The organism is Bradyrhizobium sp. SZCCHNR3119, assembly GCF_032487775.1.
GTDB lineage: Bacteria > Pseudomonadota > Alphaproteobacteria > Rhizobiales > Xanthobacteraceae > Bradyrhizobium.
Genome location: NZ_JAUEUV010000002.1, coordinates 1,185,756 through 1,201,261, shown reverse-complemented (window position 1 = coordinate 1,201,261; position 15,506 = coordinate 1,185,756). Strand labels below are relative to the sequence as shown.

Here is a 15,506-nt window from a genome sequence, read left to right as displayed (position 1 = left end):
AAATCAATGGCATAGAAAACTGGCCTCGGTTTCTAACCGGGGCAGTTTCCATTCAGTTTCCACTTTTTGTGCCCGAGACGTTCTGCGCAGGTGCCGAGCTTGCGTGCTTATCTCGATGCTCCTCGAGCTTCGCGATCGCGTTCGCAGCCAGGACGCCACTACGCGCAATGTACGTGGCGATGATTCGCTGTGCCCGCTCGATCGACCATCCGAGAACGGAGGCAATCTCCATGGCCGTGCCGCCGGCCTCCGCGAGTCGTGTTGCCGCCGTGCCACGAAGGTCATGAAAATTCAGCTCGCCTGCGCCGATCTTGTCGGCGTCCTCCCGCCAGCATTCGTTGAAATAGCGCTTGGTGAACGCCTTCCCGGTCGGCGTCAGCAGCACCAGGGCGCCACGGCGCGGCAGGCTGTCGAGGTGCGCTTTCAGCTCGCGCGTCGCCGGGATCTTGATCAGCTTCCCGCTCTTGCTTTGTCGGACCTCGATGCGTTCGCCGTCGTACTTCACCCAAGGGAATTGCCGGATGTCGGCGGCGCGTTGGCCGGTGTTGCGGACCACGTAGAGGGCCGTGACCATCGCCGGCCGGGCGGTTTCGATGAAGCGCTGTTGCAGCTCGTCCGACCAGACCATTTCGGAACGGTCGTTCTTGTAGAGCCGCCGGAACGTGTCGAGCGGGTTATGCTTGATCTCGCTGTTCTCCTTGGCGAAGGAGAGGATGCGCGCCAGCGCCGCCATGAGGTTGTCGGCCGAACGGCGCGACGTCTTGCCCAATTCGTCATGCCAAGCGAGCGCATCTTTCCTGAATTCGAGAGCGTCGTCAGGATCGTTGAAGGTATCGATGGGGCAAGATCCCCAACGAGCTTCAACGCGCTTCAGCTTCCAATGATATTCTCTGCGGGTCGTCTCGGATAAGCCGTCGAAATAGGTTGAGGTGTCGAACCTTCGGATCAGCGCAAGCAAGGTATGCCGTCCGCGAACGACCACCTTCTTTTCAGCGGCCGCGTAGCTCTGAACCAGATCGTTGGGGTCGAGCGGCTCACCGGTCGGTCGATGGTAGAGGTAGACCTTAACAGAGCCGTCCGCGAGCCTCTTCGTGACGCGCTTGATGCCCTTGAGCTTGAATGGCTTTCGCTTACCCCGCATTCCGCGCCTTCCAGAGCTGATACGGCGAGAGGTCGCGGTTGTCGGTCACAAGGCCTGACGCGCGGTCAAGAGCGGCGTCCAGGGCCTTTCGATCCCATCGATTGGTGCCAGGGATCGCCGGAGGCACAATGCCCTTTTGGCGCCAGCCGTCGAACGCTGCCAGCGTCTCACAGCCGCAATATTCGGCGGCTTCCTGCTTGGTCAGTCCGCGCTTCATCAGCATCAACGCAGCTCCGTCCAAAACTCGATCGCAAGACCAATGATGGCAAGCGCGAAATACAGGATGGAAAGCACCAACGCTCCCCAGCTGGGATGTCGCGGCATTTCTAAAACCCCTTCCATTTGTTGATCGGTGCGGACGCTTTCCGCTGCGGCGGCGCCTTCGCAAACCCTCGGCTCTTGATCTTCGCGCGTGTCGACGGCTCGAGGCCGTAGGCGCGCTTGAGCACGCGATCGGCCTTCCGCATGCGCGGGTTGTCTTCCGTGTGCGTCTTGATGTCGGCGCAGACCGTGCAGTGAACCTTGCAGTTCTCCAGCACTGGCAGGCCGCCGAGGCCATCAGGGATGACGTGCTCATAAATGATGCCGCCGGAGCGCAGGACGTTGCCGCAGGTCTCACACTGCGGGATGCCCGGTTGCGTGCCTCGCTTGCAGCATCGGATGAATGCCGCCTTGCGCACCGATTGTGGAAACTCCATCCGCTTGTGACCGCGAAGGTTCATTGCGCCTCCGCTCGCTTCGGATCACTCCAGACCACGTCGTTCTCGGCGCCCCATGCGAACATGAACTCAATCAGGTTCGACATTTCCTCCTTCGATAGGTCTGACGAAGATTGCCCGTATGGGATAAAGCCGCCGCTGAGGGATGGCACATGCTGGATTTCCTGGCCGCAGGCGTGCAGGAAAATCACCTTCCACTGATCGGTGGTGTACCGTCGTTCGTAGAGCAGCGCCTGCCTCGCGATGTCGGTAAGCATCGCCCACATGCGGTCGTTCTGCTCAACGGTCCGCTGTGCAGCCTTGAACTCGATGCGCGTTCCTGGTCGCGCATGATCGATCCAGCGGTGCGCAAGCGCGCGGTCGGCCTGGGATCGGATGACAATCTGGGGGCGTCCGCTCATGCCGGAACCGCCGCGCGCTGTTCGAGGAGGCGCTTGAGGGCGAGCGCGTCGGTCTTGTTGTGAGCCCAGAACTCCTGCAGCGCGGCGCGGTTGCGATCGGCGAATATCGCCACGGCTTTCGGCGCGAGCTTCTGTGTGTGCGCGTCCACGCGATCGGCAAATTTCCCATACGCGACACGCTCAAGCGTGCCTGCATCGTCGAAGGTGGCGAGTAGGGCAGGGCCGCCAATGCGCTCAAGCCGTGCGTCGGCGTCTGCCTTCTCCACCATTTGCGACGGCGTGAGGCCGTATTCCTCGGCGTTGAGCTCTATCGCTTCGGCGCGGTGGGTTTCTTCCTCCACGACCAGGCGCGAGAGGTCTTCCGGCCATCCTTTCCGCAGCGCGCCCATTTCCGCGCACTTCGCAAGCTGATTGCGGCCGGCCCTGATCCATTGGGTTTTGTTCGGATCGAGGCGCAGCACTTCACGGCCAGCGGCGCCATCCCTCAATTGCCGGCGGTGAATCTCCTTGCCGGCCTTCGGGTGCCCGTCCGCATAGAACTTCCCGGTCGGTACCCACTCGTAAGCGTCCGTGTCGGCGCGCGTCACCAGTGGTGCAAACTCGTCCCAATAGACGGTATGCACGATCCGCTGAAATTCATCCGCGCGCGTCGGCCGGTGATAGATGCCAACCGTGCATTTCTCGATGCCGTGCGGGTTCGTCAACGGGTCTTTCAGGTCGTCGCGGAAAACCCACTGCGGCTCTTGATCGTCCGGCCGATAGTTGCCGCTGCGCGCGGCGATCGAGCGGGCGCCGTCGATGCCAACAACAAGCGTCAACTGCCGCAGGGCTTCGTCGTTCTTGTTAAAAACGAAGGCGTAAATCTGCCGGCGGAGCGGAGATAGGCCAAGGTCACGGCAAACCGCCGTGAACAGGTCGAACTCATCCGCGTTGCAGTCCTTCGCGGCGGTGCGGCGGACAAGCGCAACCTGCTTGCTTTCGTTCCACCATGGAACAGGAGCGGAGACGGAGGCGCGGGGAAGGGTGGCGATGCCGTTCATGGTTGTTAGCTCCACTTGACCTGAATGCTCGTTCCTTCGGCGTCCAGTTCGGCGCCCGGAATGGCAGGGAATGCGGCGATGATGCGAGCCCTGGCGGCTTCGGCTTCCTGCTCGCTCATGGCTTGCGCTTCGACTCGTTCGGCGATCTCGGCCAGCTTCTGCGCGAGGATGTCGCGGCGATCCTTGAGCGCGCGGAGCAGGTCGGCCTTGCTCAACAGCGGCTCCGGCGTCTTGAAGAACTGCGAGGGGATCATCGCCTCGTCGGTGATGACAGCCTTTGCAGGCTTGGCTTTGGTGAAGATCAGGGCAAGCGGACGCTCAAGGCGGCGCTCTTCAAGGATCGTGAGCGCGTTCAAGAGCATCGTTTCCATCGTGGAATAACGATCCTCCAGGCGCTTCTTGCGCGCGGCTAGGGTGGTGGTGAACTTCTCGATGCCGGCGACGTTCGCCGCGTCGGCGGCCATCTGTTCGAGGACGCGATCAAGAGTTTCGAGCAGATCGGTTTCGCCCTCCAGCGTGTCACGCAACAGCGCCAGATCGTGATCGTCTCCGAAGATCTCGGAAAGCTGATGCTTGAGCGTGCCGGCGGCGGCCAGCTCCTTTTCCATGTCACGTTGTGCGGTGGGGGCGGCTGCGCGGCGTTTTGTTGGGGCGGCCATAGGCTCAAGCCTCCTCGTCTTCGGCGGGCTCCTCGCAAACCATCGGCTCGGAGCATTCGCCGCAGATCAGACGCGCATCGGGCTTGGCCCATGCGTTGAGGTCGCACTGCTCGCAGGTGAACTTGGTTTTGCTGGCGCGCTTCTTGGCGCGGGACTTCGCGGCTTTCTCGCTCTCGGCGAAGCGATCTCCGAACAGCTCGTTCATTCCGAGCTGCTCGAAGTCGGCGAAGGCACGGGCGAATGGGCCGTCATCCTTGATGAAGTGGGAGACCTTCTGCCCGGTCTCCTTGCCGCCTGGGCCGCCGGTCGATGACGGGTGCAGGCCCACCTCGTGCATCTTCTTCGCCCATTGCCTGTCGTGGTAGGCGCCGCGCGGCATCTTGCCGAAGTGCTTTTGCCAGAGGTGCGCCATTTCGTGCACCAGCGTTGACATGATTTCCCGCAGTGTCCGATGCGCGAAGTGGGTGGGGTTCAGCGCGATCTCGTCGGCGACCTCGCCGTCACGCGAGCCGAAGCGATCCGGCGAGAAGTAGCCGTAGGCGCCCTTGTGCCGCTGCATCGTGATCAGGCAGCGCGGAAGCTCTCCGCCGAACAATCGATCGTTGAAGAAATCATAGGCGCGGTTCAGCTCGCCATACGTGGTCGCGGTCGGGCCAGCGTCCATCGGGATTTGTGTTTCGTACGATACAAGAGCGCCCATGGATCAGGCGCTCCGGAGCATGCGAAGCGCAGTGTCAAACTGCGACATGATCGCGGTGTGAGCGGCCTTGGCCGACTGCGCGGCTTCGAGCGCGTCCCACTTCTCGGCGGTTTCCTCGGAAACCTCGCCGTCGCGGATCAGGTCTTGAAGGGTCTCTTCGTACAGCGCGCGGGCAGCTGCGGTGCTCTCGCGCCACGTCCGCTCTGCGGCGGCGCGAGCGCGATCGTAGCGGGGGCCACGAAGCCAGCGCGTGTCGGCCATCGCTTGGTCATAGGCCGCCTTTTGCGCCTTGGTAGCTTGGTTGAAGAACCAAACCGCGTTTTCTTCGCAGCGCGCGACGTGCTCACGGTCATCCGAATGGTCGGGGGAAGCATAGTGGGGGTTTGCGCTGTAGTAGGAACCGGACATTTCGGCGACCTCGTGCATCGGCTGATATGCACGAGATAATCCAAGAAATTTGGATACACAAGCAAAAAGTCAAAAAAATTTGGATACGCTCAGATTATTATTTTACCGCAAACGGGTTGCGGGTTTTGGCGGGCTCGTGATTTGCTGGAGGTATTCAGACACAAACTGAAACGGCAGGGGAATGAATGAAAGTTGGCACAGGCGCCACGCGGTTCAGATCGTGGCGCAATTACCCGAAGACACCAGGGATGCTATTGCTGTCCTGGATCTCGCAAAGGTCCTGGTCGTGGAATTTTTGGCCGATGCGAAACGTCAGCCGCCGCGCGATGATGACGGCCGCTTAGCAGGGGTCATTCCGCTTTTCCCGGCCTCTTCGAGTTCCCTTTGACGTTTAACGGTCAAGCCGTCAGATCGTCCCAAGAATAGCCAATCCAGCGTAATATCGGGGAATTTCTGAACGAGCAGGATCGCTACTTCCTTCGAGAGTGGCGATCCTCGCTCGAAGTTATTCCAGCGCTTTGGCTCTATGCCGATGCGCGCCGCGAATGCGGTTTGATTCTCTCCGGATACAACTTTCCGGAGAAGCCGGAGGCGCCCGGCAACGGCTTCCTGTGAATCATTCCGCGTCACGCTCATGGTCGCCATGCTGCCCGCTTCCAAAAAATTTCGCCAAGAAACTTTCTTGGCTGTTGAATATCCAAAAAACTTGGATTATGGGTTCGTCCCATGCGACAGCTCAGGACGACCACAGAAGTTATCGATGCACTTGGGGGTAATATCCCCGTTGGGGTGCTGACTGATGCGCGGCCTAAGACGGTCTCTATGTGGAGAACGTTTGGGAAATTTCCTTGGCGCACCCAGATGGCGATCTCTCGCGCGCTGAATGCGCGAGGGCTGTCTGCGCCGGAAAACCTTTGGGGCATGACGACGAAGCCGAAAAGGAGCGCCGCATGACCGGGCTATTTGCCAGCAGGTTCTCGTTTTCCTCCAGCCCGTCGCTCGAACGCGGCAAGCTCTCGCAGGCGCTGATCGACATATGCGCGATGCTCGTCGCGCTTCTTCTGGTCCTGGTTACCGGCGTCGGGAGGGCCGCCGCGTTCTTCATCCTGTTTTTCGTCTCGACCTAACAGCCGCGTGGCGAATGCCGCAATCGGTCGGAAGGTGAGGGGCTCATTGTCGTTGTCGTTCGTCATGGCCCGAGTTGATGCCATGACGATTCCAAAAGTTGGAAAAGCGTTCCGGAGTGAAAGTGATGCGTACCGAAATAGCAATCCTAGCAGGCCCCAGGCGGTGGGGTGACACGCGCGAAAGCTGGCTCGCGCGGGTGCCCAGAACGATCAAGGAGGTGCTGAAGACGCGCACGGAAACGGTCTCGTTCCGAATGGTGAAGGGCCTTTGGTACGGGGAAATCAACGACCCGGAGCATCACGCGGCGCGCGATGTCCGGAGAGCGGCGGGGATCATCGCGGCGCGCAACGAAGCGCTCGCGCTGGCCGAGAAGTATCGAGCTCTGATCGGTGGAATGAATGCAACTGACCCGAATTTTTATCGCGAGGACATTGCTCGTCTTGAGCGCGTGGCTCGCATGCTGTGCGGCGAAGGTCGGCCCGAGTGATGCCTTCGGGGGCGCGCAATGAGCGCCCTCACTCCATTGCAGTCGGCGATTTTGGAGCGCCGCGAGGCGGCCGAGCTGCGCACGCTGACTGTCGTGCCCGCCCAATCTTTGCTGGCGGACGCGGCCTATCCGAGCATGGCGAGCATCATCAAAGCCGTCTGCCATTTCTATCACGTTTCGGCGCTCGATATCCGCTCCGAGCGTCGGACATCTGACGTCGTTCGGCCGCGCCACGTTGCGATGTATTTCGGAAAGCAGCTGACACCACTGTCGTTTCCGACAATCGGACGGCTCCTCGGTGGCCGAGACCACACGACCGTCATGCATGGTGCGCGGAAGATCCAGCGCACCATGCTCCTGGATGCCGATCTCGCGCATGACGTCGCGACCCTGTTCCAGATCATCACCGGGGTGCAGCAATGACGGAATACCCCGAAGGCGTTCCCGTTGAGGTCTGCGACCAGTTCGAGGCGATTGCGCTCGGGCTCGTGGATCAGGGCTTTCTGCGCTACTCGGCTGACGCGATCCTGCACCGCATCCGCTGGCACCGGCAGATAGAGCAGGGCGATCGCTCCTTCAAATGCAATGACCATTGGACGGCGCTGCTGTCGCGCTGGTTCGTTTCGCGCCATCCGAAGGCCGCCGGCCTATTCGAGACGCGCCAGCGCGTCGCCAAGGCTGCGCAGATCCGCGCCTATGTTGACTGAAGGCGCGGCGATGAGCGCGGTTGAGCTGCCGTCCGCCTTCGACGAGGTCATCATCCACCTGTGGCAGCGCGAACGCCGCGACACCCTGACAATCGCGCGCGTGCTGCGCGTTGCTGAGAGCGTCGTTGCGAACCGGCTCGCGCGTCTGCGGGACGCGGGCGCGCTGTGAAGGCCTGGGCGAACGTCTATCGGCCGCTGAATGGAGCGATGGGCTCTGTCTACGCTTCCCGCCGGTTGGCCGACCAGATGGCCGGCCGCGACCGTATCGCGTGCGTTGAAATCGACCTTCCGCGCGAAGCCGCGGGCCTAATTGTATCGTACGAAACAGAGGGACGGGACCGTGGGGCGCATTAGGACCATCAAGCCGGAGTTTCCGCAATCGCAGTCCGTAGGCAGCGTCTCGCGTGACGCGCGGCTGTTATTCCTCCAACTGTTCACGCTCGCCGATGATGAGGGGAGGGCTCGCGCGGCCTCGCGAATGCTCGCGAGCCTTCTCTACCCCTACGATGACGACGCTCCGGCGCTGATCGGCGGGTGGCTCGACGAGCTGGAGCGGCAAGGCATGATCCGCCGCTACGTTGTCGACGGCTACGATTATCTCGAAATCGTTAAGTGGTTGGAACATCAGAAGATTGACCGGCCGACGAAGTCGAAAATGCCGGCCTTCGTCGACGGCTCGCGAGTCCTCGCGAGGGATCGCGAGCCCTCGGCGTTGGATCAAGGATCAAGGACCAAGGATCAGGGACCAAGGATCGAGGATATTGCTGTTGCTGATGAGCCGCGCACGGGCTCGCTGATCGGCAAGGCGGCATCCGATCTCGCCGAGCAGCTGCTGATCATCGCCGGCCACGATCCGGCGTTCTGGCCTCCTGGCTGGTGCGGCGCACCGCTGCGCGTGCAGACCTGGCTCAACCAGGGTTGGCCGGCGGAAATCATCACGGCCGCGGTGAAGGGGGCCGCGGCTCGCAAGACCGGCGCGCCTGCCGCCAGCGTCCAGTTTTTCGAGAAAGCCATCGCCGAGGAAGTCGCGCGCCAGCGCGCTCCGGTGCCCGTCGTCGAAGTCAAACCAGCCCAAACCGTGAGGATCGCAAGCCATGGAAGGCCGCAAGCCGGAAACGTCATTCAAGCCGCTGACCGTCTCGTTGAAACCCTCAACCGGTTCGACGACGGCCCCGGGCACGTTGACCAGATACGCGGCGGAGCGCGCCCGGCTCCTGCTCGGCTGTTATCGGCGGGCTGATGCCTACGATCCGGAAACCTACGTCGCGGCCATCACTGCTGTGCTGGCGCGCTATCCCGAGGATGTCATCCGCGATGTGACGCACCCGGCCACCGGTCTACCGATCCGCTGCGACTTCCTGCCGAGCGTCGCCGAGGTCTACCGCGAGTGCGAGATCCGTATGCAACCGCGTCGGCTCGCCGAGGCGGCGGAGGCGCGGCGCGTGAAACAGCTGCAGGAGCGGGCGGAGTTCGAGCAGCGATTTGGCCGGAAACGCTGAGCGGTGACCATTTGTCGCAACGGATTAGTCGTGAAAAGCGTCTTCGGCTTTCGTCAACTGAGTACAACCTCAGCGCTTGTCACGGCAGCCGTCGGCTAGCAGCCCGAATCAACCTTGACCGAATCGCGCCGTTCATCCATAAATAACAAGTCGGTGTGGGCTCTGCCCCGCCTGAGGAGGGAAAACCACAATGTCGATGCTCAATCCTGCAATCGTTGAACGCCGTAATCTTTTCGTCAGCCCATGTGCGAAGTTGTTTGGGCCCCAATGGCAACATGCGATCGCCCGAAGCCTGGGGCCGGTCCATCCAGATGGTGCGCGCGAGGCGATCGATAGTCGGCTGGTCCGACGTTGGGCTTCCGGAGAGAGGGTAGTCCCTATTTGGGTTATTTCTGAGATCGCTAGAATGCTCGAAACCCGAGCGCCGGATAACGATGGGATGCGCATCCGATTGAATGCTGCCACCAAAGCGATCGCGGCCGAGCTTCGAGAGTTTTCGGTGGTACGGGTAACCGATTGTGAAATTTGGATCAAACATAGGCCGAGCGGGGATGTATTTGAATTCACTCACGACGCACGTCGGATCGTGGGGCAACCTGTGTACGGTCCAGGTCCGCTGAGTAGTGATCCTGATGCCCCGGAAATTGCTCTGCTCGAGGAGTCAGCGCGCCACGTAGCAAGAAGCTTCCTTGGTGATAGCAGAACGAAAGGCTCTATTGAGCTTAGCTCTTTGGAGCACCCCGAGGATATTGATGACGCAGCGAACGAGGACATTGCAATCTTCGCGGATTATTGTGTGTTCATAAGGTCTATTTATCTACACGGAAGGATATTGTTCGAGAGCAGCGGCGAAGAAGACAGGGCGCGGATGATGCGTGCAGCGCCAATATTCTTTGGCGATATCAACAAAATGTTCGTCGAGTATATGATCTTACAGGTCTGCAAGATCACTGACCCGGCGCAGGACTCTAGGAAGAATGACAATCATACGATAGCTTTTCTGCTGCAGCGCTATGATTTCAGCGGAGACACCGCGACATTGCAGCGTCTCGCGCTGCTCGATGCTAATATCAGAGCATTTCGCCAAAAGCTGCTGCCAGCGCGAAACAAACTCATTTCTCACTCCGACCGCGACTCCATTTTGGCAGGCCGAGTTCTCGGCGGGGTCTTACAGAGCGATTGGGATGAGTTTTGGTTGAATCTGCAAGACCTAATCTGCATCATATACGAGAAGGTGCTTGGCACCCGGTTCTACATTAATGGCGTGGCCATGTTGTCGGATGCTGATGGATTGCTAAGGGCGTTGAAGCACGCCGCTTGCTTTGACCAACTGCTGGACGGAAACGATTCCGCGCTCTCGCATAGATGCGCTGACTTGGCACTAGGGGGGGGCTAGCCAAAGGACGCGGTTCGGCCCGTCGCGACTGAACCGTCTCCTTAGGGTCAAAATTCGAACGGCGATCCCGCACCTGCAATTCCGGTTTCGCCAAGTGCGGACGTCGGAGAGGCGCTGAGCTGATTTCAAGAAACCTGTTGGCAGGCTGGGGGCAATTCGCAGAGGCCGCTTCGGCGCGAATCGCAAATCAGCGAGAATCCCTCGATGCCAACAGGGGACGAACGATGCAAGAGCCGCAAATCTCATTCAACGGGCCGCAGTGGTTCTGCATCATGGTGGCGCCGAACAGCCATCGACAGGTTGAGAACGCGCTGTCCGCGATCGGCTATCGCGTCTTCCTGCCGAAGCTCAGGCGATGGGTGAGCCACGCGCGGGTCAAAAAGGCCGTCGAGCGGCCTTTGCTCGGTCGGTACATGTTCGTTGAGGTCGACTACCCGCGGCAGTCATTCGCGCCGCTGACAGCAACGCGCGGCGTCGACGCTGTTATATCGAGCGCGGGCACGCCCTGGCCCATGCCTCGGGCAGAGGTCGAGGATCTGCTGCATCGGCAGATGGCGGGCGAGTTCGACGAGGTCGCCAAGGGGCCGATCCCCGTCGGGGCTCGGGTTGCGATTGTGGAAGGCGAATTTGAAAACTGGCTGGCGACGGTCACGGAGCGAGTGAGGGGTGGCAAACTTTCGCTCAGGCTACTCGGTGGGAAAGTCGGGCTTACCGGAATTTCATCGCGCTCGGTCCGCGCGGCCTCTCCCTTCGATTTGGCGCGCAGTATGCATAACGAGATTGTGTGCTGACGCTGCCTTGATTACGCCTCACCTAAGAATGTAGTGTTTCAATACGGTAAACCGGCTGACGAGCCGGGAGCGGTAAACCTGATGACCTGCTCTCAGGGAGCTTTATTAGTTGGTATTGGGTTCGGCTAGCTGCCGAAACCTACAGCGAACCCCAGAGGGCAAGCTAGGGAAACCCAGCCAACTTCACTGAGGCCGTCCGTCCGTTGGAAGTTGGCGCGGGTTTTGTCACCTTCGCCAAGTGCCTTGACAAAGCACCGAAGCCCCCGGCGCCGGGGGCTTTTGCTTTGCGCCATCTAAACGCTTGTCACAACGTTGGGTCCGACAGCTTTGTTCAGCCCCTTAGAAATCTTCGCGCTATTCCCATGTTGTTAACAGGCGGGATTGTTGATCGCCTTCAGTATTTAGCGTTCTCTATTCTCGGCCGGTTGGTTTGCTCCAGTTCACCCGCCGGGCGGCTTGTGTCTGAAGTCTTCCGGACATTTACGGGAAGCCGTAGGCACGACTGCGCGAGAGATGCGCCGCAGTCGCGCGGTTCCATTCTCAATCCTGAGCGAAAGCCGGCCTTCCACCGGCGAGTAGTCTCAGCCGACCAGATGATGCTTGCACCGACACCGCTTACGTCCGGCTGGCACTGCATCAGTCGAGCTAGCCGAGCGCGGCAATCTTCTTTCGCATTAGTTGGGCCACGTCATCGGCCTGAAGAGCAGCCTCCTCTAGGCGACTCTTGGCCAAACGGCCCTCCGTTTTTCCTGCTTTTTGGCGCAAGCCTAGAGCTCGTTTTTCAGCATCGCGAAGCGCCTTTTCAAACTGCTTTCGCTGGATTGCGGCCATTTGGACCTCTCCACCCGCAATCAAGTTCTCGCTGAGCCTTCCCAATGCCTTAGGGAGGAGATCTTTAAAATCGGACATTAAGGCTCACTTTGTGAAAGTTGGTTTCAGGACTAGCACAGGCATTGCGAACGTTGCCCCTGCGAAATACATCAAAGTAGCGCACGTTGCGAACACGCAAACGATTGATAGTAGTGCTATCGTAGTCGGATTGGGCCTTCTCAACGTGGCAAGTATACCCCTGCCAAGTTGCTGCAACGAGCTTCTTTCACTCATGGTGATGCGCCTCTAGTCGGACAGGGCCACCCCCTGTCATGTAAAAAATCAACTTCCAGAGTTTCGAGACGTTGCATCTTATCTATATTTAGACATCACGCTTCCGTGATCAGGATCGGATCCGGGTTTCTGCACTTCGCTCGATGATGAAGTTGGCCGCCTCGAGCCGAGGAGCTTCTGCCACTAAACGCAAATCCTGAGCGAAGCCGGCACTTCACCGGTGAGTAGGTCCAGCCGGCGGGACGATACGCCGGCACCAACACCGCACAACGTCCCGCGGGCCGACACACGCTTGCTTGTCGAGCGGCAAAGAGCGACGTGACAGGGTGGAGAGACGCCCAATCCATTCACGCGAGGCGCCCCAATGTCGATTGCTGATCTCAAGGCAAGGATGGCTGACGTCCCTGGTATCGAGACCCTGACGATGGGTTTCGAGGCCGGCCGGATCGTGCTCCGTTGGGGCGCCTATGCTGCGAGCGTCGACGCCGCGGCATCCGATGGAGACGTTGAGACGGCGATCCGGAATGCAATCAAGCTTCCGCCGGTGACCATGATCCCGGACAAGCCGGCGCTTGGTGCTGCGGCGGTCCAAACCACGGTGAAGCCCATGAGCGTGACGGGCGCCAGCGCTGCCGGTCAGTCCCTGCGTGAGCTGATGGAGGACAACCGCCGTCAACTCGCCGACCTGACCGCCGCTCACATGGACACCATGCGGGCGGGCTTCGCCAAGCAGCTTCAGGGCGTCCAGGCGCTCGGCCGGTTGGCGGACAAGGTCCACTCCGAAGGTGACGACTTCCTGGCCCTGATCGGCCAGTACACCAACGATCTGGGGTTTGGCGAGTAATCGTCAATGGTTCGATGGCCCGACCTTCCGATTACAACGATGAGATTGCTGCGCTGATCCTCGGCCGTATGGCTGAAGGGGAGAGTTTGCGCGCGATTTGCCGCGATGAGGCGATGCCTGCGGCCTCGACTGTCTTCCTGTGGCTTTCCAAGCACAAGGCGTTCTCGGAGCAATACGCGCGTGCGGCAGAGCTGCGGGCGCATGCCTTCGCAGAGGACATCATCGAGATTTCCGACGACGGCACGAACGACACGACGGCCGACGGCGAGGGGCGGACCATCGTCAATCACGACGTGATCGCGCGCTCTCGGCTGCGGGTCGACACCCGGAAATGGCTGATGGCTCGGATGGCGCCCAAGAAGTACGGCGACAAGATCGAAACGACCTTGCAGGGCGGCGACAAGCCGATTGAGCAGAAGGTGACCGTCTTCGAGCTGGTGCCGTTCAGCGTCGCCAAGTGACCGTTGCGCGGATCGCGCTCCCTGACAAGCTGGTTCCGGTATTCACCGGCGAGGCCATGTTTAGGGGCGCCTATGGTGGGCGCGGCTCGGGCAAGACCAGATCCTTTGCCAAGATGGCGGCGGTCTATGGGTTGCGCCTGGCGCAGGCTGGGCTCTCGGGCCTGATCGTCTGCGGCCGCGAGTTCATGAACAGCCTCAACGATAGCTCTTTCGCTGAGGTCAAGGCGGCCATTGCGGAGGAACCCTGGCTGGCTGCGGCCTATGACTGCGGAGACACCTACATCCGGACGAAAGATCGTCGGATTGAGTTCGCGTTCATTGGCCTGCGGCACAACATCGAAAGCGTGAAATCGAAAGCGCGCATTCGGCTGTTGTGGGTCGATGAGGCCGAACAGGTTTCCGAATTGGCCTGGTCGGTCGCTATCCCGACAGTCCGCGAAGAAGGCGCGGAGATCTGGGTGACCTGGAATCCGGGCCGCAAAAAGAGCGCAACGCATCTTCGCTTCCGGGAAAACCCGCCGGAAGGCGCCAAGATCATAGAGCTCAATTGGCGCGACAACGGGCGGTTTCCCTCGATCCTCAACAAAACCCGGCTGGACGATCTCAAGAACCGGCCGGATCAGTATGAATGGGTATGGGAAGGGGCCTTCCGAACCGTGATCGCTGGCGCCTATTACGCTCCCTACCTCGCCGCAGCCAAGCTCGAGGATCGCATCACGTTCGTTCCCCGTGATCCGCTCATGGGCGTGAAGCTGTTCTTCGACATCGGCGGTACCGGCATGCGGGCCGACGCTGGTTCGATTTGGGCGGCGCAATTCATCGGGCAGAAAATCAACGTGCTCGACCACATGACGGCGCAAGGGCAACCGCTGTCCTTCTATGTGGAGTGGCTGCGGGAAAAGAAGTTCGATAAGGGCGCAACCATCTACCTGCCGCACGACGGCGCCCAAGGCGACAAGGTCCACTCGACGTCATACGAAAGCGCTCTGCGCGATGCCGGCGCAAATGGCTCGTGGGATGTGCTCGTGATCCCGAACCAGGGGACAGGCGCTGCCAAGGCCCGCATTGAGACGGCGCGGCGAGTCTTCAACCGCGTCCACTTCAACGAGGCGACCACGTTCGACGGACGCGAGGCGCTCGGCTGGTATCATGAAAAGCGCTCGGACGATGAGCGGGACGTGGGCCTCGGGCCGAACCACGATTGGTCGAGCCACGACGCCGATAGCTTCGGCCTGATGTGCATTGTCTACGATGAGCCGCCTGGGCGTCCGCCTGCTCGAAAGCCTTACTCTGGCTCGCGGGGGCGCTCGGGCGGTGGGTCATGGGAAAGTGCATGAAGAAGAATTGGGAAGGGCTGCCGCAGCATCGATCGATATCGTTAAGCCGAATCGTTCTTCTTCACCGCAGCAAAGTCGGTTCGATGAACTTTGCTGGGCGTGCCCGTGGTACTTGCGGGACCAACGCGATGCTCCATAAGGCCATCTTGGGTATCCTGCTCGCCCATGCGCTCGCGCTGCTCCCATTTCTCGAACCATTCTGGACTTAGATTGTCGATCCAACGCTTGAACTCCTTTTCAATAGCATTGGCTGTCTCAATCCAGTCAGCCTCATCGAACTTACAAGACGGATTTTCCGTTCTACCCGTCGTGAGGTGCGAAATTTGCTGATTGATCATGTCCAGCAGCGTGCTTCGAAGGAATCTCTTGTTGACCGAAAATGCGTTTGTCGTGAAATCTGCTGGATTGAAGCCGCAGCTTTCGCCATTCTTGAGAAATTCGATCAGGTTGCGGCTATGGAGCCCAAAGCCTTCTACCTGCCAGTTCTGCTGGACACGGGTTGGCGCACCCCGTCTGGCGGCCGCCAACGATTCCCGCATCATCCAAAGCTCATAGGGCAGGTGGTGTTTAATTAGCCAGTCAGTCGTATCAGCAGAGATATTTTTGAATTTTGGCTTGTGGCTCGACATCTCGTCCTCGCTGAAGCGTGGCAACTAAAAATAGCATATCGCTGCTAAAATCACA

General features: G+C 60.2%; 23 protein-coding genes. 12 read left to right on the top strand and 11 right to left on the bottom strand.

From position 1 onward, the window contains the following. Nucleotides 1-52: 52 nt before the first annotated feature. The 9 genes from QX034_RS32955 to QX034_RS32915 form a co-directional block, all read right to left on the bottom strand. Nucleotides 53-958, bottom strand: a complete 906-nt coding sequence (locus QX034_RS32955) for a tyrosine-type recombinase/integrase (protein ID WP_316196321.1) — start codon at nucleotides 956-958, stop codon at nucleotides 53-55. 172 nt (nucleotides 959-1,130) lie between these two features. Next, nucleotides 1,131-1,364 (bottom strand): hypothetical protein, encoded by a 234-nt coding sequence (locus tag QX034_RS32950; RefSeq protein WP_316196320.1) that lies wholly within the window; start codon nucleotides 1,362-1,364, stop codon nucleotides 1,131-1,133. A gap of 103 nt (nucleotides 1,365-1,467) precedes the next feature. Beyond that, entirely contained in the window at nucleotides 1,468-1,863 is a 396-nt protein-coding gene (locus QX034_RS32945) for a hypothetical protein (protein WP_316196319.1), read from the bottom strand. Further along, nucleotides 1,860-2,261 (bottom strand): recombination protein NinB, encoded by a 402-nt coding sequence (locus tag QX034_RS32940; protein ID WP_316196318.1) that lies wholly within the window; start codon nucleotides 2,259-2,261, stop codon nucleotides 1,860-1,862. The genes QX034_RS32945 and QX034_RS32940 overlap by 4 nt, the downstream gene beginning before the upstream one ends. Further along, nucleotides 2,258-3,301, bottom strand: a complete 1,044-nt coding sequence (bet, locus tag QX034_RS32935) for a phage recombination protein Bet (RefSeq protein WP_316196317.1) — start codon at nucleotides 3,299-3,301, stop codon at nucleotides 2,258-2,260. Before bet ends, QX034_RS32940 begins: the two co-directional genes overlap by 4 nt. Before the next feature lie 5 nt (nucleotides 3,302-3,306). Next, nucleotides 3,307-3,960 carry a siphovirus Gp157 family protein gene (locus tag QX034_RS32930; RefSeq protein ID WP_316196316.1) on the bottom strand — a complete coding sequence of 218 codons (654 nt, stop codon included), beginning with the start codon at nucleotides 3,958-3,960 and terminating at the stop codon, nucleotides 3,307-3,309. A gap of 4 nt (nucleotides 3,961-3,964) precedes the next feature. Beyond that, nucleotides 3,965-4,660, bottom strand: a complete 696-nt coding sequence (locus QX034_RS32925) for a SprT-like domain-containing protein (protein WP_316196315.1) — start codon at nucleotides 4,658-4,660, stop codon at nucleotides 3,965-3,967. Nucleotides 4,661-4,663: 3 nt separating this feature from the next. Beyond that, the gene (locus tag QX034_RS32920; RefSeq protein WP_316196314.1) at nucleotides 4,664-5,086 is read right to left on the bottom strand and encodes a hypothetical protein; all 423 of its coding nucleotides are present in this window, start codon (nucleotides 5,084-5,086) and stop codon (nucleotides 4,664-4,666) included. Nucleotides 5,087-5,380: 294 nt separating this feature from the next. Further along, entirely contained in the window at nucleotides 5,381-5,713 is a 333-nt protein-coding gene (locus QX034_RS32915) for a helix-turn-helix transcriptional regulator (RefSeq protein ID WP_316196313.1), read from the bottom strand. 305 nt (nucleotides 5,714-6,018) lie between these two features. Here QX034_RS32915 and QX034_RS32910 point away from each other — a divergent pair, with 305 nt between their 5' ends. From QX034_RS32910 to QX034_RS32870, 9 genes are all read left to right on the top strand, one after another. Beyond that, nucleotides 6,019-6,195: a hypothetical protein gene (locus QX034_RS32910; protein WP_316196312.1), complete on the top strand. Its 177-nt coding sequence runs from the start codon at nucleotides 6,019-6,021 to the stop codon at nucleotides 6,193-6,195. Nucleotides 6,196-6,293: 98 nt separating this feature from the next. Continuing rightward, nucleotides 6,294-6,683: a hypothetical protein gene (locus QX034_RS32905; protein ID WP_316196311.1), complete on the top strand. Its 390-nt coding sequence runs from the start codon at nucleotides 6,294-6,296 to the stop codon at nucleotides 6,681-6,683. Nucleotides 6,684-6,701: 18 nt separating this feature from the next. Next, nucleotides 6,702-7,106, top strand: a complete 405-nt coding sequence (locus tag QX034_RS32900; RefSeq protein WP_316196310.1) for a helix-turn-helix domain-containing protein — start codon at nucleotides 6,702-6,704, stop codon at nucleotides 7,104-7,106. After that, nucleotides 7,103-7,390, top strand: coding sequence for a hypothetical protein (locus QX034_RS32895; protein ID WP_316196309.1), 288 nt, complete (start codon nucleotides 7,103-7,105; stop codon nucleotides 7,388-7,390). Before QX034_RS32900 ends, QX034_RS32895 begins: the two co-directional genes overlap by 4 nt. A 10-nt stretch (nucleotides 7,391-7,400) precedes the next feature. Continuing rightward, entirely contained in the window at nucleotides 7,401-7,559 is a 159-nt protein-coding gene (locus tag QX034_RS32890; protein WP_316196308.1) for a hypothetical protein, read from the top strand. Between the two features lie 393 nt (nucleotides 7,560-7,952). Then, entirely contained in the window at nucleotides 7,953-8,630 is a 678-nt protein-coding gene (locus QX034_RS32885) for a hypothetical protein (protein ID WP_316196307.1), read from the top strand. Nucleotides 8,631-8,670: 40 nt separating this feature from the next. Then, on the top strand, nucleotides 8,671-8,889 hold the full coding sequence (locus tag QX034_RS32880) for a hypothetical protein (RefSeq protein ID WP_316196306.1): 219 nt from the start codon (nucleotides 8,671-8,673) through the stop codon (nucleotides 8,887-8,889). 190 nt (nucleotides 8,890-9,079) lie between these two features. Next, complete coding sequence (locus QX034_RS32875; RefSeq protein ID WP_316196305.1) at nucleotides 9,080-10,285, top strand: hypothetical protein; 1,206 nt, start codon at nucleotides 9,080-9,082, stop codon at nucleotides 10,283-10,285. Between the two features lie 224 nt (nucleotides 10,286-10,509). Beyond that, on the top strand, nucleotides 10,510-11,076 hold the full coding sequence (locus QX034_RS32870; RefSeq protein ID WP_316196304.1) for a transcription termination/antitermination protein NusG: 567 nt from the start codon (nucleotides 10,510-10,512) through the stop codon (nucleotides 11,074-11,076). Between the two features lie 645 nt (nucleotides 11,077-11,721). Here the strand turns inward: QX034_RS32870 and QX034_RS32865 are convergent. Further along, on the bottom strand, nucleotides 11,722-11,907 hold the full coding sequence (locus tag QX034_RS32865) for a hypothetical protein (protein WP_316196303.1): 186 nt from the start codon (nucleotides 11,905-11,907) through the stop codon (nucleotides 11,722-11,724). A gap of 664 nt (nucleotides 11,908-12,571) precedes the next feature. On the opposite strand from QX034_RS32865, the gene QX034_RS32860 reads away from it, so the two are divergent. Genes QX034_RS32860 through QX034_RS32850 form a run of 3 tightly spaced genes read left to right on the top strand, consistent with a single transcriptional unit; the run spans nucleotide 12,572 to nucleotide 14,822 of the window. Then, entirely contained in the window at nucleotides 12,572-13,024 is a 453-nt protein-coding gene (locus QX034_RS32860; protein WP_316196302.1) for a hypothetical protein, read from the top strand. A gap of 14 nt (nucleotides 13,025-13,038) precedes the next feature. Continuing rightward, nucleotides 13,039-13,485 (top strand): terminase small subunit protein, encoded by a 447-nt coding sequence (locus QX034_RS32855; RefSeq protein ID WP_316196301.1) that lies wholly within the window; start codon nucleotides 13,039-13,041, stop codon nucleotides 13,483-13,485. Then, on the top strand, nucleotides 13,482-14,822 hold the full coding sequence (locus QX034_RS32850; RefSeq protein WP_316196300.1) for a phage terminase large subunit: 1,341 nt from the start codon (nucleotides 13,482-13,484) through the stop codon (nucleotides 14,820-14,822). Before QX034_RS32855 ends, QX034_RS32850 begins: the two co-directional genes overlap by 4 nt. A gap of 41 nt (nucleotides 14,823-14,863) precedes the next feature. Here the strand turns inward: QX034_RS32850 and QX034_RS32845 are convergent, their stop codons facing one another. Continuing rightward, nucleotides 14,864-15,451 carry a hypothetical protein gene (locus tag QX034_RS32845; protein ID WP_316196299.1) on the bottom strand — a complete coding sequence of 196 codons (588 nt, stop codon included), beginning with the start codon at nucleotides 15,449-15,451 and terminating at the stop codon, nucleotides 14,864-14,866. Nucleotides 15,452-15,506: the final 55 nt, after the last annotated feature.